Annotated in this window: 21 protein-coding genes; 14 read left to right on the forward strand and 7 right to left on the reverse strand. The window is 67.4% G+C overall.

Translation table 11 applies throughout. From position 1 onward, the window contains the following. Positions 1-46: 46 nt before the first annotated feature. The 4 genes from AC5WS7_RS00730 (at position 47) to AC5WS7_RS00745 (ending at position 2845) form a co-directional block, all read left to right on the forward strand. Positions 47-1237, forward strand: a complete 1191-nt coding sequence (locus tag AC5WS7_RS00730; RefSeq protein WP_495952357.1) for an NAD(P)/FAD-dependent oxidoreductase — start codon at positions 47-49, stop codon at positions 1235-1237. 18 nt (positions 1238-1255) lie between these two features. Beyond that, positions 1256-1450 carry a ferredoxin gene (locus tag AC5WS7_RS00735; protein ID WP_495952358.1) on the forward strand — a complete coding sequence of 65 codons (195 nt, stop codon included), beginning with the start codon at positions 1256-1258 and terminating at the stop codon, positions 1448-1450. Positions 1451-1517: 67 nt separating this feature from the next. After that, positions 1518-1883: an EthD domain-containing protein gene (locus AC5WS7_RS00740; RefSeq protein ID WP_495952359.1), complete on the forward strand. Its 366-nt coding sequence runs from the start codon at positions 1518-1520 to the stop codon at positions 1881-1883. Continuing rightward, positions 1877-2845: a zinc-binding dehydrogenase gene (locus tag AC5WS7_RS00745; RefSeq protein WP_495952360.1), complete on the forward strand. Its 969-nt coding sequence runs from the start codon at positions 1877-1879 to the stop codon at positions 2843-2845. Before AC5WS7_RS00740 ends, AC5WS7_RS00745 begins: the two co-directional genes overlap by 7 nt. A gap of 69 nt (positions 2846-2914) precedes the next feature. Here the strand turns inward: AC5WS7_RS00745 and AC5WS7_RS00750 are convergent, their stop codons facing one another. The 3 genes from AC5WS7_RS00750 to AC5WS7_RS00760 all read right to left on the reverse strand — a co-directional run bounded on the left by AC5WS7_RS00750 (position 2915) and on the right by AC5WS7_RS00760 (position 4679). After that, a complete protein-coding gene (locus AC5WS7_RS00750) occupies positions 2915-3652 on the reverse strand; it encodes an SDR family oxidoreductase (protein ID WP_495952361.1) in 738 nt (245 codons plus the stop codon). Between the two features lie 201 nt (positions 3653-3853). Beyond that, on the reverse strand, positions 3854-4252 hold the full coding sequence (locus tag AC5WS7_RS00755; protein WP_495952362.1) for a nuclear transport factor 2 family protein: 399 nt from the start codon (positions 4250-4252) through the stop codon (positions 3854-3856). 22 nt (positions 4253-4274) lie between these two features. Continuing rightward, positions 4275-4679, reverse strand: a complete 405-nt coding sequence (locus AC5WS7_RS00760) for a nuclear transport factor 2 family protein (RefSeq protein ID WP_495952363.1) — start codon at positions 4677-4679, stop codon at positions 4275-4277. Positions 4680-4782: 103 nt separating this feature from the next. Here AC5WS7_RS00760 and AC5WS7_RS00765 point away from each other — a divergent pair, with 103 nt between their 5' ends. The 4 genes from AC5WS7_RS00765 (at position 4783) to AC5WS7_RS00780 (ending at position 8142) form a co-directional block, all read left to right on the forward strand. Then, on the forward strand, positions 4783-5820 hold the full coding sequence (locus AC5WS7_RS00765; RefSeq protein WP_495952364.1) for a cyclase family protein: 1038 nt from the start codon (positions 4783-4785) through the stop codon (positions 5818-5820). A gap of 97 nt (positions 5821-5917) precedes the next feature. Further along, on the forward strand, positions 5918-6610 hold the full coding sequence (locus tag AC5WS7_RS00770; RefSeq protein WP_495952365.1) for a TetR/AcrR family transcriptional regulator: 693 nt from the start codon (positions 5918-5920) through the stop codon (positions 6608-6610). A 286-nt stretch (positions 6611-6896) separates the two neighbouring features. After that, entirely contained in the window at positions 6897-7784 is an 888-nt protein-coding gene (locus tag AC5WS7_RS00775) for an FAD-dependent oxidoreductase (protein WP_495952366.1), read from the forward strand. After that, positions 7684-8142 carry an FAD-dependent oxidoreductase gene (locus AC5WS7_RS00780; protein ID WP_495953787.1) on the forward strand — a complete coding sequence of 153 codons (459 nt, stop codon included), beginning with the start codon at positions 7684-7686 and terminating at the stop codon, positions 8140-8142. The genes AC5WS7_RS00775 and AC5WS7_RS00780 overlap by 101 nt, the downstream gene beginning before the upstream one ends. Before the next feature lies 1 nt (position 8143). Here the strand turns inward: AC5WS7_RS00780 and AC5WS7_RS00785 are convergent, their stop codons facing one another. Both AC5WS7_RS00785 and AC5WS7_RS00790 read right to left on the reverse strand, forming a co-directional pair. Further along, positions 8144-8944: an enoyl-CoA hydratase/isomerase family protein gene (locus AC5WS7_RS00785; protein ID WP_495952367.1), complete on the reverse strand. Its 801-nt coding sequence runs from the start codon at positions 8942-8944 to the stop codon at positions 8144-8146. Further along, positions 8934-10961: a sensor histidine kinase gene (locus AC5WS7_RS00790; RefSeq protein WP_495952368.1), complete on the reverse strand. Its 2028-nt coding sequence runs from the start codon at positions 10959-10961 to the stop codon at positions 8934-8936. The genes AC5WS7_RS00785 and AC5WS7_RS00790 overlap by 11 nt, the downstream gene beginning before the upstream one ends. Before the next feature lie 382 nt (positions 10962-11343). On the opposite strand from AC5WS7_RS00790, the gene AC5WS7_RS00795 reads away from it, so the two are divergent. Both AC5WS7_RS00795 and AC5WS7_RS00800 read left to right on the forward strand, forming a co-directional pair. Then, a complete protein-coding gene (locus tag AC5WS7_RS00795; protein WP_495952369.1) occupies positions 11344-11886 on the forward strand; it encodes a hypothetical protein in 543 nt (180 codons plus the stop codon). Between the two features lie 13 nt (positions 11887-11899). Next, positions 11900-12436, forward strand: a complete 537-nt coding sequence (locus AC5WS7_RS00800) for a hypothetical protein (protein WP_495952370.1) — start codon at positions 11900-11902, stop codon at positions 12434-12436. Positions 12437-12659: 223 nt separating this feature from the next. Here the strand turns inward: AC5WS7_RS00800 and pntB are convergent, their stop codons facing one another. Both pntB and AC5WS7_RS00810 read right to left on the reverse strand, forming a co-directional pair. Further along, positions 12660-14060 carry a Re/Si-specific NAD(P)(+) transhydrogenase subunit beta gene (pntB, locus tag AC5WS7_RS00805; protein WP_495952371.1) on the reverse strand — a complete coding sequence of 467 codons (1401 nt, stop codon included), beginning with the start codon at positions 14058-14060 and terminating at the stop codon, positions 12660-12662. A gap of 7 nt (positions 14061-14067) precedes the next feature. Further along, positions 14068-15606, reverse strand: a complete 1539-nt coding sequence (locus AC5WS7_RS00810) for a Re/Si-specific NAD(P)(+) transhydrogenase subunit alpha (protein WP_495952372.1) — start codon at positions 15604-15606, stop codon at positions 14068-14070. A gap of 267 nt (positions 15607-15873) precedes the next feature. Between AC5WS7_RS00810 and AC5WS7_RS00815 the strand changes: the two genes are divergently transcribed. The 4 genes from AC5WS7_RS00815 to AC5WS7_RS00830 all read left to right on the forward strand — a co-directional run bounded on the left by AC5WS7_RS00815 (position 15874) and on the right by AC5WS7_RS00830 (position 19641). Then, positions 15874-16626, forward strand: coding sequence for an SDR family NAD(P)-dependent oxidoreductase (locus AC5WS7_RS00815; protein ID WP_495952373.1), 753 nt, complete (start codon positions 15874-15876; stop codon positions 16624-16626). Between the two features lie 54 nt (positions 16627-16680). After that, a complete protein-coding gene (locus AC5WS7_RS00820; RefSeq protein WP_495952374.1) occupies positions 16681-17499 on the forward strand; it encodes an SDR family NAD(P)-dependent oxidoreductase in 819 nt (272 codons plus the stop codon). 128 nt (positions 17500-17627) lie between these two features. Beyond that, positions 17628-18671: a zinc-dependent alcohol dehydrogenase gene (locus tag AC5WS7_RS00825; protein WP_495952375.1), complete on the forward strand. Its 1044-nt coding sequence runs from the start codon at positions 17628-17630 to the stop codon at positions 18669-18671. A gap of 106 nt (positions 18672-18777) precedes the next feature. Further along, entirely contained in the window at positions 18778-19641 is an 864-nt protein-coding gene (locus AC5WS7_RS00830; RefSeq protein ID WP_495952376.1) for an SDR family NAD(P)-dependent oxidoreductase, read from the forward strand.

The raw sequence follows: 19641 nt of genomic DNA on the forward strand, positions 1-19641 counted from the left end.
TAATATTGCCTGAGGCGCACGCCGCAGAACCAGACAGGAGTCGTCCATGAGTCAATCCGACTGCGCGCACGTGCTGGTAATCGGCGCGTCGGCCGCCGGGCTGTCCACGGTGGAATCGCTGCGGCGCAAGGGATACCAAGGCGAGATCACGGTGCTGGGCGACGAGTGGCATATGCCTTACGATCGCCCGCCGCTGTCCAAGCAGGTGCTCTCGGGCGCCTGGGAGCCGGACAGGGCCCAGCTGCGGTCCGCGGAGGACATCCGGTCCCTGGGGGCGGAATTCCTGCTCGGGGATCCGGCGACGGCATTGGATGTCGAATCCCGGACGGTGTGTACGCATTCCGGGCGCAGCCTGAGCGCGGACGCGATCGTGATCGCCACCGGAGTTCGTCCCCGTACCTTGCCCGGACAGCCGGATCTGGCCGGTGTGCATGTGATGCGCACCGTGGAAGACTCGCTCGCGCTGGGCGCCGCGCTCGGTGAAGGCGTCCGTCTGGTGGTGGTCGGCGAAGGTGTGCTGGGTTCCGAGATCGCCGCTACCGCACGAACTCTCGGTGCCGATGTCACCATCGCAGGCCCACTGTCCGCGCCGATGGCGATGCAGGTCGGCCCGCTCGTCGCGGGCGTGCTCGGCGAGCTGCACACCGAACGGGGTGTGCGCCTGCGACTGGGAACGGGCGTGAGCGGACTCCTGGAACACCAGGGCCGGGTCACCGGCGTGCGGTTGGCGACCGGTGAGGAACTGCCCGCCGATCTGGTGGTCGTCGCGATCGGCGCGATACCCAGCACGCAATGGTTGCAGGACAGTGGGATTCGGCTGGACAACGGTGTGGTGTGCGACGCGCGCTGCCGCGCCGCCGACGGCGTGTACGCGGTCGGCGACGTCGCGCGCTGGGAGCACGAGAAGTTCGGGCTGATCCGGTTGGAGAACCGCACCAATGCCACCGAGCAGGCCGTGGCCGTCGCGGAGAACATCCTCGGTGCGGACAAGCCGTACGTCCCGGTGCCGTACTTCTGGACCGATCAGTTCGACGCGAAACTCCAGGTGCACGGCGTGCTGCGGCCCGATGCGGAGGTGCAGGTCGTGGAGGGCGAGGTGGCCGCGCGCCGTTTCGTCGCGGTGTACCGCACCGATGACCTGGTCACCGGTGTCCTCGGCTGGAATATGCCCAAACAGACCCGGCTGCGCCGACAGGAGATCCTCGACGCGCTGTTCGCCCCCAGTCCGATCAGCTGAATCCGACAGGAGTATGAGATGAAAGTCGTTATCGACGAAGACAAGTGCGTTGCGGCCGGCCAGTGCGTCGCCGCCGCGGCCGACGTGTTCGACCAGCGCGACGAAGACGGCATCGTGGTGCTGTTGAACGAAAACCCGCCCGCGGAACTCGCCGACGATGTTCGGCAGGCGGCGGCGGTATGCCCCGCGCTTGCCATCCGCATCGAAGAGTAGGCGCGCGGAACCGGAACCGGCACAGCGGAATCGACGTTGTGCCGGCGTTCCGGTGAGGGAGTTGACCATGATCAAGATGATCGTGCTGATCAAACGCCGCCCGGATATCAGCGCCGAGGAATTCGGCCGATACTACGAGTACGAGCACGCGCCGCTGGCCGCGCGCCTGCTTCCCGCGCACGTGGCGGCGGCGATCAAGAACTACCGACAGGACCATGCGGTGCGCATCGGCCGTTCGAGCCTCGATCCGGCCTACGACTGCGTGACCGAGTTCGAGTTCGAAGACCTTGCCGGACTGCGGGTCTGGACCGACTGGTACCGAGGCGAGGGCGGCGCGGTCCTGCGCGTCGACGAGGAGAATTTCATGGATGTCGGCGAACGGGTGATCCTCGTGACCGAGGTGCGTCCGACCGAACTGGGTGCGCGATGCTAGCGGCCACGATAACCGATGTGGACGCGGCGGATCCGCTGTCGTGCCTACGCGTGGGCGAGCATCCCGACCCGGTCGCGCCCGAGGGCTGGACCGTCGTGCGGGTGCGCGCGGCATCGCTCAATCACCACGACATCTGGTCGTTGCGGGGCGTCGGAACGCCCAAGGCCGCACCGTTTCCGCGAGTGCTGGGCTGCGATGCCGCGGGCGTGGACGCGGAAGGTCGCGGGGTGATCATCCACGCGCTGATCAACGACCCGGACTGGGCGGGTGAGGAGATCCTCGACCCAGGCGTGACGATCCTGTCGGACCTGGTGGACGGCACTTTCGCCGAACGCGTCGCGGTTCCGCGACGTAATCTCGTCGCCAAACCGGAGTCGCTGAGCTTCGAGCAGGCCGCCTGCCTGCCCACGGCCTGGGTGACCGCATACCGGATGCTGTTCGTGCTCGCTGGTGCGAGCGCGGGCAGTACGGTCCTGGTGCAGGGTTCCGGCGGCGGCGTCGCGACGGCGGCGATCATGCTGGGCAGGGCGGCGGGCGTGCGGGTCTGGGTGACCGGCCGCAGTGCCGAAAAGCGGGCTCGGGCCGTCGAATTGGGTGCGGACCAGGCATTCGAGCCGGGCGTCCGGCTGCCCGAACGCGTCGATGCGGTACTCGAGACGGTGGGCGCGGCGACCTGGGCGCACTCGCTCAAGGCGGTCCGTCCGGGCGGCGCGATCGTGGTGGCCGGGATGACCTCCGGCAGCAATCCGCCGCTGGATCTGGAACGGGTCTACATGGCGAAGCTGCGAATCATCGGGACTACCATGGGCACCCGCGATGATCTGGATCAATTGGTGAAGTTCGTGGCGGACAACGATATTCACCCGCCCATTCATTCGGTTCTGCCGCTGGCCGATGCCCGCGCGGCATTCACATCGATGCTGGGTGGCGAGCTGTTCGGCAAGGTGGTACTTCAGCCCTGATATTCGCCGAATGGGGAAAGTGCCGGGCGAGAACGAAATCTCGCCCGGCACTGTGGCATTGCGGGAACTTCAGATCAGATAACGCCCGCCGTTCACGCTCAACGTCGTCCCGGTGACGTACCCGGCCTCCTCGGAGGCGAGATAGGCCACCGCGTACGCGATGTCCTCCGGACTGCCGGCCCGCTGCATCGGCATCGACGCCGCGACCGCGCCGACGTTGACCGTGGCGCGCGTCAACGGTGTGTCGATGAAACCCGGGGGCACATGGTTGACCGTGATGCCCTTGGTGGCGAATTCCATCGCCAGCGCCCTGGTGAGGCCGATGACCCCGCCCTTGGAGGCGGCGTAGTGGGCCATCCCGGGCGCGCCGGTCTGCGCGGAGGACGAGGAGATGTTGATGATCCGGCCCCATCCCTCGGCGAGCATATCGGACACCAGCTCGCGGGTGACCAGGAACGGTCCCTTGAGATTGATCCGGATCATGCGGTCCCAGGCGTCCTCGCTCATGATCGGAAACGGTTCGGCCGCATTGATTCCCGCGTTGTTGACCAGGATCGTGACGGGCCCGAGTTCGCTCTGGGTCAGCGAGGCGGCATCGGCGACGGCGTCGATATCGGCCGCATCGCCCACCACCGCGACCGCCGTCCCGCCCGCGGCCTGAATGGCCGCGACGGTCTTCTCCGCGCTCTCGGCATCCAGATCCCACACCGCGACCGCGGCGCCCTTCTCCGCGAGTACGGTCGCGATGGCGGCCCCGATACCGCGGCCGCCGCCGGTGACGACGGCATTCCTGCCTCGTAGTGTCATGATCACTCCTTCTCGACGACCGTCGTCGGATCGCGGCGGCTGAACAGCTAAATTTTAGAACAACCGGTCGATACAATCAATGGCGCATGCGGCCGCCGTACAGGTGTGTGGTGCCGGATTTCGAAAGTGGCCTCGCCGGAACAAATTCCGCCGAGGCCACCGCCGGGCGCGGTGGTCCGGCCGGCTATCGAGTCGATACGCTTACATCGTGAGGGACAGCTTCCGGCTGCGGAACAGCCAGGTGTCCCCGTCGCGGACCAGCACATCCTCGTAACGTCCGAGAAGCTGTACGGCCCAGCCGCTCTCGCCGCGCAGCAGGAAGACCAGATTGCTGGTGGCCTCCGCCTCGTCCGCGGTCCAGGATGTGATCACGGTGTTGCCGACAAGGTGCCGCTGCGGTGCGGTCGGGACCATTCCGGCGTAGACCTCCCGGAGCGCGTCGTGGCCCTGGAAGGTGCCCACGCCGTCGATCTCAGTGGTGGCGTCGGGACCGAACGTGGCGACCAGTTCGTCGGTGCGGCCGTTGTCCAGCGCCTGGGTGTACGTGGCGATCGCGGTCTGGACGCCGTGGGTGACGTCGGCGAGGGTGATTTCGCTCATTGATATTCTCCCGGAACGGATCTTATGTTTCGAAGGTGGTCTTGCGGTGCTGGAATCGCCAGACGCCGTCCTGCAGGCGCAGGGTGTCCACGTAGTGGCCGACGAGCTGGACGCCCCAGCCGGTCTCGCCGCGCACGAATAGGGCGGCGTCACTTTCGGCGGTGGCCTCGTCCGCGCTCCACGAGGTCAGGAGCGTGTTGGCCAGCAGGTGGCGGGTCGGCGAGACGATCTGCTCGGCGAAGCCCTTGAACGCCTCGCGGATCGCCGCCTGTCCTTCGAATGGGGGAATGCCGGGCATCTCGAGCACCGCGTCGGCGGTGTACTGCGCCACCACCATCTCGATCCAGCCCGCGTCCTGCGCCTGGGTATGTGCGCCTATGGTCGCACGTACACCGGCCGCGACCTCCGCCGCCGTTGGTTCGCTCATCGATTACTCCTGATTGGTTCATTTCGTTGACCGATCGGTACAATGCAAAATAGCATGGGGACCTCAGTCGATGCGGACTGTTTTGACAGAAGGAGGACCATCCGTGACGAAGCGATGGAAGCAGCGGCCGCCGGGCTCGACCTGGGGTGACTGGGGCGAGGATGATCAGCTGGGGCGGATCAACCTGCTGACCCCGGAAAAAGTGCTGCAGGGCGTTCGCGAGATCGAGCACGGGATCAGTTTCAGTCTGAGCTTGCCGCTGGACTACCCGGGCGGCAGCGCCATGAACCAGCGGCGCTACCCGCCGATCCTGCGGCCCACCGAAGATCTGGCGCACAACCAGGACACGTTCTACAACGTGATCGCCAAGGACAAGATCGATCCGACGTTCATCGATCTGTGGAGTGATGACATGGTGACCTTGTGGCTCCAGTACTCGACCCAGTGGGACGGTCTGGCCCATCAGGGCGCGCTGTTCGACGCGGACGCCGACGGTGTCGCGGAACCGGTGTACTACAACGGATTCCGAGCCGGTGTGGAGATCGTCGGTCCGCAAGAGGACGCCAAGGGTGACGGCAGCGGCAGCATCGCGTACGCCCAGAACCTGGGCCTCGAGCATATGGCCGCGCACGGTGTGCAGGGGCGCGGCGTGCTGGTCGACGTCTCGAGCCTCGGCAAGGACTGGCAGCCGGTCGACCTGAAGATGCTGCAGGGCTTCATGGCCGAGCAGAACGTGGTCGTGGAGCCGGGTGACATGCTCATCTTCCACACCGGCTTCTGCGACCAGATCATGGCCTGGGAGAAGAACCCGGGACCCGAGATCCAGGCGATGTTCCCGTACCTGGACGCCGAGGACGAATCGCTGCTGCAGTGGATCGACGAATCGCAGATCTCGGCACTGATATCGGACAACTACGCCGTGGAAGGCTGGCCCGGGCCCAGCGAGGAGCCGCACACGCTGCTGCCGATCCACCACCTGTGCCTGTTCAAGCTGGGCGTTCCGCTCGGCGAGCTGTGGTGGACCTCGGACCTGGCGAAATGGCTGCGTGAGCACAACCGTAACCGGTTCCTGCTCACCGCGCCGCCGCTGCGGCTGCCCGGAACGATGGGCAGCCCGCTCACGCCGGTGGCGACGGTCTGAACGCTGGTACGAGGGTCGGGTGAGGGCCTGTCCGGGGTGCGTCGGGTATCGGCGCACGCCGGACGGGACGATGAGGGATGGCGAGGGGAACGGGATCATGACGGCAACGCGAACCGAGCGGGGTAAGACCGCGCGCTACTACCGCAAGCGCGAACAGGTGGTGAACGTCGCGGTCGAACTGTTCTCCCGAAATGGTTATGCGAGTACGGGAGTCGCGGATATCGGCGAGGCCGCCGGGCTGGCCCGCGGCGCGCTCTACTACTACATCGGCTCCAAGGAGGCACTGCTCGCCGAGATCCACGACCTGGTCATGGATCCCCTGCTCACCGAGGCGTCCGCGATCGTGCACGCGGACATAGGTTTTCAGGCCCGGCTCCGGTTGCTCTCGGAATCGTTGCTTCGCCAGATCGTGCACCGGCAGGACCACGTCCGGGTGTTCCTGCACGAATATCACGAGCTGCGAGGCGAACACCGGGTCCGGTTCCGGGGAAAGCGCAGATGCTTCGAATCGCAGATTCTGTCGGTGCTCACCGACGGCGAACGTCAAGGCGCACTGCGTGTCCGGGATCTCGAGCTGACGATGCTCACCTTCCTGAATCTGCACAACTACACCTATCAGTGGCTCGACCGCCGCAAGGGCCTGACGGTCGCCGAACTCGCCGGCTTCTACTGTGAGCTGTTCCTGAACGGCATCCTCGCCGAGCCGGTCGATCAGGCCGCGTTCGAGGCCGAACTGGCCCATGGGCGTTCGATCCTCGGCGTGCTTGTGGACAAGGGGCTCGACCACTGAGCGTGGCGGCGGGCACCGGGCTCCGCAGTCGCCGGCCCATGGACCTGCGGATGCCCGGTTTCCGTTCGATGGGATGAGAGCCGTGGGACGATCTCCAGTGTGATAGAGGTCAGGATCACCTAATCAGTGCATGTCGTCGAGGAATCGCGACATATGGCATTCGCGCGGGAGAAGCTGCGGGAGCGGCAGAACCTCTGATCGTCTTTCTCGACAAAGAGGGATTGCTCAATTCCCTGACGCGCTGGATCTATTCGAAGTCCAACCTACTCTGAGCGGTGATGAGCACATGGCCCACGTGATCCTCGGTCACTGCTGCAAGGACGCTTCCTGTGTGCGGGTTTGTCCGCAGAATTGCATCCGGCCACTGCCGGGCACTCCCGAGTTCGAGACCGTCGAGCATTTGTACATCGATCCGGTCGGCTGCATCGACTGTTCGGCATGTGTCGAGGCATGCCCCGCCGACGCGATCAAACCGCTCGAGCTGCTGACCGCCCCCGAACGTCGATATGCTGAGGTCAGCGACGTGTCATTCGATGCTGTACCGCACCGGACGGCGATCGGCCCGGCTCGGCCCGATATCGCGCGAGCCTTCCGGTGGTCGTCCAGGACGCCGCGCATCGCTGTCGTCGGTGCCGGAACGGCCGCGATGTACACGGTCCGGGAGTTGTTGCAACGATCGAGTACCGCGCGGATCACCGTCTTCGAGCGATGCGCCGAGGTCGGCGGGCTGTTGCGTACCGTGGTGTCGCGGGATCACGAGGGTGTGCGGAATATGCTGCGCCTCTTCGATATTCCGTTCGGCGACGGCCGAGTCGAGGTCCGCTGCGATGTTTCGGTGGGGGAGCGGGTGTCGATCGCCGAGCTGCGGCGAAGCTTTGATGCGGTGATACTTGCGCACGGTGCGTCCATACCGCGCGGGTTCGGGTCGCCGGCGCCCGCGGCGCATCAGGCCCTGGACGTGCTGGCGGCGGCGAACGAGGCCGCTGCGCAGGGAGTTTCGGCTCGGCTGATGCAGGGCGCGGACGTTGCCGTCGTCGGGGGCGGCAACGTCGCCCTCGTTCACCGCATCGGCGATGCACGAACTCCCCGAACTGGGCGCCGCGCCGGTCGTGGACGGCGACGCGGAACTCCTTCCGGATCCGTTGCGGCGCTTGCTTTCCGCCCGGGTCGCTGATGACTCCGCCGCCGGTGCGCGGATCACGGTGACCCTGTCCTTCGGGAACGAGGTGGTCGCGTGCCGCCCCACCGGTTCCGGAGTGCGAGTGGTCACCGCGACCGGCCGGGTGTTCGCCGCGGATTCGGTGGTGTGCGCCATGGGTTTCACCGCGGCGGTGCTCGACGGAGTGCCGATGCGCCCGGACGGTGTCGTATCCAACGGCGGCGGACGGGTGGTCTGCCCGGACAGTGGCGCGCCACTGGCCGGGCTGTACGTGGTCGGCTGGGCCAAGCGAGGCGCGAAGGGCGGTCTCGGGGACAACCGCCGATGCGCCGCGGAGACCGTGGACAAGATCGTGGCGGATATGGCCGCCTGAGTCAGCGGCCGTTGAATCGCGCCCTGCGGGGGCCGTCGGTGAGGAAGCTGCGCAGTCCGTGCCGGCCGTCCTCGCTGGCGAAGCAGCGGGTGATCAGGTCGGCCTCGAGGGCCAAGCCCTGCTCGATCGGGAGGTCGATGCCGCCGTCGATGGCCTGTTTGGCGTAGCGCAGCGCGATCGGGCCCCGCGCATACACGAGTGCTCGCTCGCTCGCGACATCGATGACGTCGGCGTCGGGGACCACCTGATCCACCAGGCCGATCTGCAGTGCCTCTCGGGCGGCGACGAAGCGGCCGGACAGGATGAGATCCTTGGCGCGGGACACTCCGACCGTGCGGGAAAGACGTTGGGTGCCACCGGATCCCGGCATGATACCGAGGGTGATCTCAGGTAGCCCGAGGGATGCGCTTTCGCCCGCGATGCGGAAATCCGCGGCGAGCGCGAGCTCGCATCCGCCGCCGAGCGCGTAGCCGCGGATCGCGGCGACGATGATCTGCGGCGCGGTGGCCAGCAGATGAAAGGCGTTCTGCAACACTCGGTTCCGTTGATCGAACGCCTCGGCGCTCAGATCGGCCATTTCCTTCACATCCGCCCCGGCCGCGAAATGCTTCCCGTCGCCGGTGATCACGATTGCGCGGTAGCCGGTGTCCTCGTGCAACGATCGCGCGTGCGCCTCGAGCAGATCCCACATCCGCTGATCCAGGGCGTTCACCGGCGGTCGGTCGATGTGCAGGATGCCCAGGCGCGGCTCGGCCGGATGGGGTTCTATCCGCACCGGGGCGGATGTGCTTTCACTGGTCACCTGGTGCCTCCGATCGGACCGCGCCCGATGATCGGACCGCGCCCGGTTTAGTATACCGATCGGTCGAGGTAATCTGGGTGACGCCCCGGGGGCGATGCGTCCCGGTATCGTGCCGATCGTCCGAAGCGAGCGATGCGGCCGGGACCAGGACGAGTGCGCGGATGCCGCCGTAGTCGGTCTCGTGTAGTTGGACCGACAGTCCGTTGCGTACCGCGAGCCGGGCGACCACGAACAGGCCGAGGCGTGAATCCGTCCCGAGGTCGGTGAGGTCGAAATCCGGTGGCTCCGAGAGCATTCGGTTGTAGGTCTGTAGCGCTTCGCCGGTCATGCCGACACCTCGGTCCTCGACCTGGATCACCAGGCCCTGGCCGGCCAGGCCCGCGGTCAGCTCCACCCGCATGTGCGGGGGAGAGAAGAAGGCGGCGTTGTCGATCAGTTCGGCCAGCAGATGGACGAGATCGGCGACGGCTCCGCCGACCACTCGCGCCTCCGGCATCGCGCCGAGGTGCACCCGCGTGTAATCGACGGCCTCGCTGACCGCGCTGCGGCACAGATCCGGCAGCGCGACGGGCCGGCGCCACTGCCGGGCCGGACGCGCTCCGGCGAGAATGATCATATTCTCGGCGTTGCGGCGGGCGCGGGTCGCCAGATGATCGATCTCGAAGAACGTCCGTAGCAGCGCCGGATCCTCCTGCTGCGCCTCCGCCTCGTCCAGCGCGCCGAGCTGTTTCTGGATCACCAGTTGGAAGCGGCGCGCGATGGCGAGGAACACCCTGCGTACGCCCTCGCGAGTGCGCGCCTCGGTGATCGCGGCCTCGATCGCCGTGGTGTGCGCGCGGTTGAACGCATCGGCCACTTGGCCGATCTCATCCGAGCCGAAATCCAGTCGGGTATCCGGTTTTTCGCCGCTCACGGGTTCGCCGGAGCGCACGGAGCGCATGGCCTCGGGCAAGCTCTCGTCCGCGAGCGTCAGTATCTCCCGTCGCAATCTGTGCAGCCGGCCGCTGAACCGGCTCGCCAGGACCAGGGAGACCAGGAAGGCCAGCAGTGTGATAGCCAGCAGCGCACCACCCGCGAGGAATCCGGTGTGCTCGGTGTGCGCGGCCTTCGACGCGATATCTTGTTCGCCACTGCGGAATTCGGTGTCGAACAGGGTGAGCAGCTGGTTGGCTACCTCGGTCGCGGCATCGCGCCAGACTCTCGGACCGACCGGCAACCGTTGTGCCGCAGCGGTTCCGGTGGATGATGTGAGAACGGCATCGGCCGTGTCGGTGACGGTCCGCCAGGCGGCGCCGTTGGTGATCGCCGCCGCCCGCTGGGCGTCGATGACCCCGCTGGAGACCAGTTTCGCGAATTCCATGCGGTAGTAACCGACCAGATCGCGCAGTTCGCTCGCCAGATTGGGCGGCAGGGCCCGTCCGTTGACGGGCGCGGCGAGCAGAGCACTGCTGCGGGACATCGCCTCCAATGTCCGATACAGGCGCAGCGACCCCTCCAGTTGGGCCGCGCTCGTCGCGTCGGGCGCGAATGCCGCGACGATCTGTTCGGCGTCACGGTCGGTGCCGCCGAGCATATTCGAATAGAACTCGTAGGCCTGCTGCACGCCGATCGTCCGGGCGTCGATCGAGGTGCGGGTGGGCGGCAGTGCGCGCATCGCGCGGAAGAAGTTGGCGAGTTCGGAATTCATGCCCGCGGTCGAGCTTCGGGCGTCCTCGAGGGTGGACGACAGTCCACGCATGAGTTGGTCGACGCTGTTGCGGGCTGCCGCGAGTGCCTGCGGATCGGGTTCGGTAGCGGCCAGGTTCCAGATCGAGAGCATGCGCTCCTGTTCGAGCGCGGCGTTGATCGCCGTATTCGCACCCGCGCTCCCGGCCAGGGATTGTGCGTAATGCTTGGCGTGCTGGGCCTTGCCGATCAGCGTCAGTGCGGTGCCCGCGCCGATGACCGCGAGCGCGATGCTCGGGACGAGCGCGATCAGCATGATGCGGGCACGGATGCCGAGCTTGAACCTCCACACCGCCAGGGCCTTTCCTGCGAGAACAGCGCGGTTCGGCCGCGCTCACCGCTGCTCTCGAGACTAGGAACGAAACGGGGGCGTCATCGGCGTCTTTCCGGTCAATGGGACGAGGGGAGCGTTCCCAGGAGGGCCGCAGGTCGCCGACCGAATTCCCGGTAACCTCGGATCGTCGGCGCAATCGTGCTCTCGGCGTGACGATATGCGGACACCGGCGATCACCGAACCGCTCGATTGCCACGCGATTGCCGCTGAGCGAGACGGGGTCTCGGAGGAGATCACCTCCGCGCCGCACTTTCCGGTCAGTGGGAAACCCTCCGTGAGCGAATGTGTGGGTGGTCACACTTCGGGTCGATCCTTTCGAAACCCGATGAGGGGTGGCTTTATGCACATCAAAACGTCCGCGGCGGACCGCGGAGAATCCAGTTCCCGTCCGAGCGCCGGTATCGCGCGAGCCGGTGTGCTCGCCACGGCCGTCGCCGCCGCGGCGGTAGCCGCCGCCACGGTGGGCGCGACCCCCGCATCCGCCGATGCCGCACAGCCGGCTCCGGCACAGCCCGCGGCGCCCGCCGCACCGGTGGACCCGGCCGCGGAGTACACCAAGGCGTTCAACATGGTCGCCGGTGCGTACGACAACGACAGCACCGCCGGCCGCGTCGCCGGTTCGGTCGCCGGTGCGGCCCTCGGCTGTGGCATCGGCGCGGTGACCGGTGGATCGCTCAGCGCCGTGGTCTCCGCGGGCGCACTGACCCCGCTGGGCGCCCTGGGTGGCTGCGTGATCGGCGCCGGCGCCATCGGCTTCGTCGGTGGCACCATCGGCAGCGCCGTGACCGGCCTTCCGGCTGCGGCCGCGGCCTGGCCCGCGGCGGCAGCCGAGCTGCATTCCAATGGTCTGATCGCCCAGCCGGTGCAGAGCCCGCAATCCTAGAAACGAGCTGTTCATGAACCACAAGACTCAGGTCGCGGCCCTGGCCGCACTGGCCGCCATGGCGGTCGTGAGCGCGGCCGGCACCGCGAGTGCGGCCGCACCGACCGACGATGTCGCCACCGCGCCCGTCAACCCTGTCGAGGTTGCCCAGCCGGTCGATCAGGCTCCCGCGCAGCCCGCGGGCGGCGACTTCAACTCCAACCTGCATGCGGCCTGGGAGGCCGGCAACCAGGCAGCGGGTATCGCCACGGGTCCCGGTGTCCTCGCCGGCTCCGTGCTCGGCTCGGCCATCGGCTGCCCGCTGGGCGCCGTCACCGGTGGCTCGCTCATGGCGATTCCGACTGCCGGAACGCTGAGCATCCCGGCCGCTGTGGCGGGCTGCATATTCGGCACTGCCGCGATGGGCGGTCTGGGCGCGGTGCTGGGCGGTGCGGCGGCTGCCGTTCCGGCCGGTGTGTACGCGGGTGTGACCACCTTCAACGCGCTGCAGGCCAAGTCCGCGGCCGGTGGCGGTGCGCCCGCTCCGGCCCCGGCGCCCGCCAACGGCTGACCTCACAGTCGTTGCGCGACGAGCCCCGCCCCGTCTCCTCATCCGGGCGGGGCTTCGTCGTGTCCGCGGTCGACTTCGAGCTGATGCGATGATCACGGGATTGGCCTGCGCCGCATCATATTCGATGCGGTCACCTCGGGCTGGTCGTCAGCGCGAGCGTCCAGATGGGCTCGGAGCGAAGGGCCCCGAGCCCACCCGAGTCAGCGCGAGTGGGGCGCTCGGTTCAGTGGACGGATTCGCGGTCGAGTGCGCGAACGATGTCCTGGACGCGTTCCTTGGCGTCGCCGAAGAGCATGCGGGTGTTGTCGCGGAAGAACAGTGGGTTCTGCAGGCCCGCGTATCCGGCGGCCATGGAGCGTTTGAACACGATGACGTTGTCGGCCTCCCAGACCCGCAGGACCGGCATTCCGGCGATCGGGCTGCCCGGCTCCTGGGCGGCGGGGTTCACGGTGTCGTTCGCGCCGATGACGAGAACGACTGTGGTGCCGGGGAAGTCGTCGTTGATCTCGTCCATCTCCAGCACGATGTCGTAGGGGACTTTAGCTTCGGCCAGTAGCACGTTCATATGGCCGGGTAGTCGTCCGGCGACAGGGTGGATACCGAACCGCACCTGTACCCCGCGACCGCGCAGTGCTTGGACGAGTTCGGCGACCGGGTACTGGGCTTGGGCCACGGCCATGCCGTAGCCGGGCACGATGACCACCGAGCTCGCACCGTCCAGCAGTTCGGCCGCCTCGGCGACGCTGGTCTCGTGGTACTCGCCGTACTCGGTATCGACGCCGGTGCTCGCTTCGATGCCGAACCCTCCGGCGATCACGGACAGGAACGAGCGGTTCATCGCGGTGCACATGATGTAGGACAGGTACGCGCCCGAGGATCCGACCAGCGCACCGGTGACGATGAGCAGATCATTGTTCAACAGGAACCCCGAAGCCGCTGCGGCCCAACCGGAATAACTGTTGAGCATCGAGACGACCACGGGCATGTCCCCGCCACCGATGGAAGCGACCAGATGCCAGCCCAATACCAGGGCCAGTACGGTCACCGCGATCAGCAGCCCGAGATTCGGCGCGGCGACGAACCACGCGGTCAACGCGGCGAACACCACCAGCGCACCGAGATTCAGGATGTTCTTGCCCGGCAGCATCAGCGGTGCGGATCCGATCCGCGCGGAGAGTTTCAGAAAGGCCACCAGCGAGCCGGTCACGGTGACCGCGCCGATGAAGACGCCGATGAACACCTCCGCATCGTGGATGCGGACCAGGTTGTCCGCGACCGGGCCGGGCCCGAGGTACCCGTTCCAGCCGATCAGCACCGCACCGAGTCCGACGAAGCTGTGCAGCAGCGCGATGAGCTGCGGCATGCCGGTCATCTCGACGCGCGCGGCCCGGGTCAGTCCGGTGAGCGCGCCGAGTGCCACGGCGACGACGAACAGCGCGACGGCCGGCAGGTCGGAGGCGTGCACGATCAGCACGAGGGTGGCCGCGAGTGCGACGGTCATGCCCGTGATGCCGAAACTCGTTCCGCGACGCGCTGTTTCGTGCCTGGACAGGCCTGCGAGACTCGCTATGAACAGCAGGGCGGCGATGATGTACGCGGCGGTGGCCGCGCCGGATATGGTCATGGGCCGATCAGTCCTTCGAGAACATGCCGAGCATGCGTCGGGTCACGGCGAATCCGCCGAAGACGTTGATGGTTGTCACGAGTACGGCGGCGAAGGCCAGGATCCGTACCGCCGTATCGTCGGCGGACAGTTGCAGCATCGCGCCGACCACGACGATGCCGCTGATCGCGTTGGTGACCGACATGAGCGGTGTGTGCAGTGCGTGATGCACCTTGCCGATCACGTAGTAGCCGATCACGATCGCGAGGGTGAGCACGGTGATGTGCTGCGGAAGTGGGCTGGGTGCGGTCGCGACGGCGGCGAACAGTACGAGCACTCCGAGCACGCCGAGGGCATATCTGCTCCGCGTGCCGAAGCGCGGGGTCCGCTCTTGCGCGGGGTCCGCCGCGATCGTCTCGGACGTGGTTCGCGGAGCTGCCGAAACCTTTACCGGCGGTGGCGGCCAGAGCTTTTCGCCGTGATGGGTGACGGTGATACCGCGCTGTACCGGATCGTCGAGGTCGAGTCTGCAGTGGCCGTCCTGGCCCGGGGTCAGTAGTTTCAGCAGGTTGACCAGATTGGTTCCGTACAGCTGAGAGGCCTGTGCGGGCAGTCGGCCGGCGAGGTCGGTATAGCCGATGATCGTCACGCCGCCAGGGGTGGTGATCTTCGCCCCGGCCACCGAACCTTCGACGTTACCGCCCTGCGCCGCAGCCATGTCCACGATGACGCTGCCCGGTCGCATCGCGGCGACATCGGCGGCCGTGATCAGCCCCGGCGCCGCGCGTCCGGGGATGAGGGCCGTGGTGATGACGATGTCCACCTCACGCAGCTGCTCGGCATATATTTCCGCCGCCCGCCGGTCGTAGGCCTCGCTGGTGGCCTTGGCGTAGCCGTCGGCGGAGTCCATCCGCTCGTCGATCTCGACCGGAAGATAGGTGCCGCCGACCGACTCGACCTGCTCGGCGACCTCGGGGCGCGGGTCGGTGGCCCGGACGATCGCGCCCAACCGGCTCGCGGCCCCGATGGCGGCGAGTCCGGCCACACCCGCACCGGCGACCAGGACCTTCGCGGGCGGCACCTTGCCTGCGGCGGTGACCTGGCCGGTGAAGAAGCGGCCGAACTCGTGCGCGGCCTCGACCACGGCCCGGTAGCCCGCGATATTCGCCATCGAGGACAGCACGTCCAGCGATTGCGCCCGGGAGATGCGGGGGACGGCATCCATGGCCAGTGCGGTCACGCATCGCGCGGCCAGGGTGTCCAGCAACTCGGGTTGCTGTGCGGGAGAGAGCAATCCGGCGAGCACGGCCTGGTGGTGCAGCAGCGGGATCTCGTGCTCGGCCGGGGCGAGGACCTTCAGGACGATGTCGCAGTCCCAGGCCGCGTCGGTGCGCACGATCTCCGCGCCGTGATCGGCGTATGCCCCGTCGGAGAAACCCGACCGCGCGCCCGCGCCGGATTCGACCGCGACGTCGTATCCCAGCTTCACCAGCTGTCCCACCGTGGTGGGGGTCGCGGCGACCCGTGTTTCCTCGGCCACCGATTCGGTGACGACTCCGATCCTCATCTGGCCTTCCTTCGCGTTGTCCTCATGCGGCCCGGATCCGCCCCCAGCACCACATCGTCGGGGCCGTCCTCCGGCGCCGTTGCCGGGGCGTGTGCGCGGTGATCGCGCACTGCTGCGGGCGAATCCATCCGGCCGCGAACGGGTCACGTATTTCTGACCGGGACTCAATTTTAGAACAATCGGTCGGTACAATCAATGGGCGGGCTGTGCTAGCTTCGCAGTGATGTACCGACCGGTCCAGTGATCGAATGTGTGCGGAGTGTGGATATGGATATCGGAATTACCGGCTTGGCCGGTCGGCGCGTGGTGATCACCGGCGCGGGCCGGGGACTGGGACGCATCCTGGCATCGGCATTCGACGCCGCTGGTGCGCGACTGGGTTTGGTGGCGCGGTCGGCCGAGGCATTGCGCGAGGTGGCGGATTCGCTGAACGGTGAGCCGCTGGTGTGCCCGGGAGACGTGCGTGCCGACGGATTCAACGAATCGGTCACCGAACGCATGACCGAGCGCTTCGGCGGCGTCGATGTCTGGATCGCCAATGCCGGTGTGTCGCCACAGGTTTCGTCGGTCCAGCGGACCGATCCGCAGGTGTGGCGAGATATCATCGACGTCAATCTGACCGGGGCCTTCCTCGGTGCGCGCGCTGCGGCCGCGGCGATGCAGGAGGGCGGGCGGATCATCGTGACCGGCTCGGTGATCGGGACTCGCCCGCGTGGTGGGCTGGCGGCGTACGCGGCGTCCAAGAGTGGCGCTCATGCGCTCGTGCAGGCCCTCGCACAGGAATTGGGGCCGCGAGCGATCACCGTCAACGCCGTTGCGCTCGGCTGGTTCGACACCGGTGTGGGTGCGCACTGGCATCGTGACGCGGAACGGGAGAGCGATATCGCCGGGCACACCGCGCTCGGCCGGTGGGGCCGGTCCGCCGATCTGCCGGGCGTCTACCTGTTCCTGGCGGGGCCGGGTTCGGCGTACGTCACCGGTACCACGATCACGGTCGACGGCGGGTATTCGTTGATGTAGCCGTATCGAAACGGCGTACGCAGTATCGAAATACGCAGGGCGAGAGGATGTTCGATGGATACCGGACTGGCGGGCAAGGTCGTGGTCGTCACGGGGGCGACGGCCAATATCGGGCGCGGGATCGCACTCGCGTTCGCCGAGGAGGGAGCGAGCGTCGTCGTGGTCGGCCGCGACGAACAGGCGGGTCTGCGCGTGGCCGAGCAGGCCCGCGAACGGGGTGCGGCGGACGTGCTGTGGCACGCCGCCGACGTCACGGACGAGGATCGGGTGCGGGGGATGGCCGATGCGGTCCTGGCCCGGTTCGGGCGGGTCGACGTGCTGGTCAACAATGTCGGCGGCAACGGCGATTTCGGGCCGTTCGTCTCCACGACACCCGCGCAGTGGCGCGCCGATCTCGATATCACCGTGCTCAGTACCCTGCTGTGCACGCATGCGATGCTCCCGCACATGATCGAGCAGGGCAGCGGGCGCATCGTCAACATCGGGTCCATGTCGGCGATCATCGGCGACCCGCTGATGGCGGTCTACTCCGCGGCCAAGGGGGCGGTGCACTCCTTCACCCGGGTACTGGCGCTGGAACTGGGCAAGACGGGCATCACGGTGAACGCGGTGGCCCCCTACGGAACTCGGCCCCGCGACCCGCAGGAGGAGTTCAGCGCGGGCAGCCGGTACAACCCGGACTCCGGATTGTTCGGCAAGGCGTTGCGCGAGCGGCCCGAAGAGCTGCACACGATCGGGCGGCCGACGGCACTGCCCCGTCAGCAGGCGTATTCCGACGAGATCGGCGCTGCCGCAGTCTATCTCGCCTCGGAGCAGGCCGCGTTCGTGACCGGCCAGGTGCTGCAGGTCGATGGCGGGGTCGCACTGGTGTGAGCCGGCGATAGTGTAGGCCGCTACACCATCGGTTCGGGACTGCGCCTCCTCGTCGTCGCACGTCGGAGGGTGAATTGTGGGAAGCGGTCAAACCATCGTCCGTCAGAAAGCAGGCACAGATGTCCTCGATGAAACTCGTTCGGACCGGCGACGTGGACGCGATCCAGGTTGTCGAGGTCGAACGTCCCGTCCCCGGCCCGAACGACGCCCTGGTGAAGATCAGGGCCTGCGGGATCTGCGGCACCGACGTGACCTTCCTGCACATGGGCGGCACGCCCATCGACGCGCTCGGCAATGAACTCGGCGGTGGCGCGTTGCGGTCGCTGCCGCTGGGTCACGAACCGGCCGGTGAGATCGTCGAGGTCGGGGCAGAGGTGACCGAGTTGAAGGCCGGGGACCACGTGGTGGTCAACCCACAGGCCGCGCCCTCGGGCATCATCGGCTGCGGCGGCGCGCTCGGCGGGATGGGTGAATACCTGTTGATCGAGAACGCGGTCGTCGGTAAAAGTGTTGCGGTACTGCCCGATTCGGTGCCCTTCGAGGTGGCCGCACTGAACGAGCCGATGGCGGTGTCGCGGCATTGCGTGAACCGATCCGGGGCCGGTCCGGGCGACAAGGTGGTCGTGTTCGGCGCCGGGCCGATCGGTCTGGGTGCGGTGATCTGGCTGAAGCTGCGCGGGGTTGCGCATGTGGTGGTGGCCGATGTGATCGCCTCGCGACTCGAGACAGCCCTGGCCGTCGGGGCCGACGCGGTCATCGACTCCTCGACCGAGGATGTTCCGGCGCGGCTGCTGGAACTGCACGGACAGGCTCGCAACGCGCTCGGCCAGACGCGTCCCGACACCGACGTCTATATCGATGCCGCGGGTGCGGCCGTAGTGGTGAACACAGCGCTGCGCACTGGTAAGTGGGGCGCCAAGCTCATCGTGGTGGCCATGCACAAGCAGCCCGAGCCGATCGACATCGGCGCGATGTTGCGCAGTGAGATGGTCATCATCGCCTCGCAGGGCTATCCGACCGAGATCTTCGAGGTGACGTCCGAGATCGCCGAGCACGCCGAGCGTTTCGCGAAAATGATCAGCCACCGGGTGCCGTTCTCGGAGGTCGAGCACGCGTTCGAACTCACCCTTACCCCGGGCGCGGCGGAGAAGGTGGTCGTCACCTTCGACTGATCATTCCGCGCGCACGGCTCTGGATGAATAGCGACTGATGCGTATCATTAAAACGTATCCGTGCACGATGTCCGAGCCGTGCTGAAAGTATCTGGGAGACAACATCTTGTCCATCGATTCGAATCGCCCCGTCGCCGTCGTCACCGGTGCCAGCTCCGGGATCGGCAGGTCCACCGCCGGGCTGCTCACCGGGCTCGGCTGGCAGGTGATCGGCGTCGGCCGTGATCCGGGACGTTGCGCCGAGGCCGCCGAACAACTCGGCGCGGCCGCCCGCGCCGGCGGCACCTTCACCATGCTGCGCGGCGACTTCACGCTGATGTCCGAGGTGCGGCGGGTGGCGGGGAAGATCGCCCAACACGCCCCGCGGGTGGACGTGCTGATCAACAACGCCGGGGGCGTGCGCGACCGGCGGATCGTCACCGCGGAGGGAACCGAGGCGACCTTCGCGGCCAACCATCTCGCCCCCGTGCTGTTGACCCGTGAGCTGCTGCCGTTGTTGCGTGCGCGCGCGGCGCGCGGGCCGGCGCGGGTGATCGCGGTGTCCTCCAGCGCGCATCGGATCAGCACGGGACTGGACTGGGGCGATCTCCAGAGCCTGAACGACTTCGACACCACCATGGCCTACGCTCGCGCCAAACTCGCCAATATCCTGTTCAGTCGCGAGCTGACCCGTCGTGAGGGGCCCGAAATCATCGCGCAGGCAATGCATCCCGGCGTCGTCGCGAGCAATTTCGCCTCGCACGGGAATGCGGGAATGCAGGCGCACATGGCCGCGGCCGACACCGTCTCGCCCGACGAACCGGCGCGCACGCTGGTATGGCTGGCCACCGCGGACGAGGGCGGCCGCGCGGGCGGGCGCTACTTCCACAACGAGGCCGAGGAGATACCGGGTGCGGCCGCCCAGGACGATGCCGCCGCGGCCCGGTTGTGGATCGAGAGCGAGAAAGTGCTTGCCGGACTTGGTTTCTAG

The sequence above is a fragment of the Nocardia sp. PLKS1-43 genome (assembly GCF_059510335.1).

What these genes read in the sequence shown, in the direction of transcription:
- AC5WS7_RS00775 (WP_495952366.1), top strand. Translation starts at nt 6,897, where the DNA reads ATGGCCCACGTGATCCTCGGTCACTGCTGCAAGGACGCTTCCTGTGTG.
- AC5WS7_RS00820 (WP_495952374.1), top strand. Translation starts at nt 16,681, where the DNA reads ATGGATACCGGACTGGCGGGCAAGGTCGTGGTCGTCACGGGGGCGACG.
- AC5WS7_RS00755 (WP_495952362.1), bottom strand. Translation starts at nt 4,252, where the DNA reads ATGAGCGAAATCACCCTCGCCGACGTCACCCACGGCGTCCAGACCGCG.
- AC5WS7_RS00825 (WP_495952375.1), top strand. Translation starts at nt 17,628, where the DNA reads ATGAAACTCGTTCGGACCGGCGACGTGGACGCGATCCAGGTTGTCGAG.
- AC5WS7_RS00770 (WP_495952365.1), top strand. Translation starts at nt 5,918, where the DNA reads ATGACGGCAACGCGAACCGAGCGGGGTAAGACCGCGCGCTACTACCGC.
- AC5WS7_RS00745 (WP_495952360.1), top strand. Translation starts at nt 1,877, where the DNA reads ATGCTAGCGGCCACGATAACCGATGTGGACGCGGCGGATCCGCTGTCG.
- AC5WS7_RS00810 (WP_495952372.1), bottom strand. Translation starts at nt 15,606, where the DNA reads ATGAGGATCGGAGTCGTCACCGAATCGGTGGCCGAGGAAACACGGGTC.
- AC5WS7_RS00760 (WP_495952363.1), bottom strand. Translation starts at nt 4,679, where the DNA reads ATGAGCGAACCAACGGCGGCGGAGGTCGCGGCCGGTGTACGTGCGACC.
- AC5WS7_RS00750 (WP_495952361.1), bottom strand. Translation starts at nt 3,652, where the DNA reads ATGACACTACGAGGCAGGAATGCCGTCGTCACCGGCGGCGGCCGCGGT.
- AC5WS7_RS00780 (WP_495953787.1), top strand. Translation starts at nt 7,684, where the DNA reads ATGCACGAACTCCCCGAACTGGGCGCCGCGCCGGTCGTGGACGGCGAC.
- pntB (WP_495952371.1), bottom strand. Translation starts at nt 14,060, where the DNA reads ATGACCATATCCGGCGCGGCCACCGCCGCGTACATCATCGCCGCCCTG.
- AC5WS7_RS00735 (WP_495952358.1), top strand. Translation starts at nt 1,256, where the DNA reads ATGAAAGTCGTTATCGACGAAGACAAGTGCGTTGCGGCCGGCCAGTGC.
- AC5WS7_RS00815 (WP_495952373.1), top strand. Translation starts at nt 15,874, where the DNA reads ATGGATATCGGAATTACCGGCTTGGCCGGTCGGCGCGTGGTGATCACC.
- AC5WS7_RS00730 (WP_495952357.1), top strand. Translation starts at nt 47, where the DNA reads ATGAGTCAATCCGACTGCGCGCACGTGCTGGTAATCGGCGCGTCGGCC.
- AC5WS7_RS00795 (WP_495952369.1), top strand. Translation starts at nt 11,344, where the DNA reads ATGCACATCAAAACGTCCGCGGCGGACCGCGGAGAATCCAGTTCCCGT.
- AC5WS7_RS00740 (WP_495952359.1), top strand. Translation starts at nt 1,518, where the DNA reads ATGATCAAGATGATCGTGCTGATCAAACGCCGCCCGGATATCAGCGCC.
- AC5WS7_RS00800 (WP_495952370.1), top strand. Translation starts at nt 11,900, where the DNA reads ATGAACCACAAGACTCAGGTCGCGGCCCTGGCCGCACTGGCCGCCATG.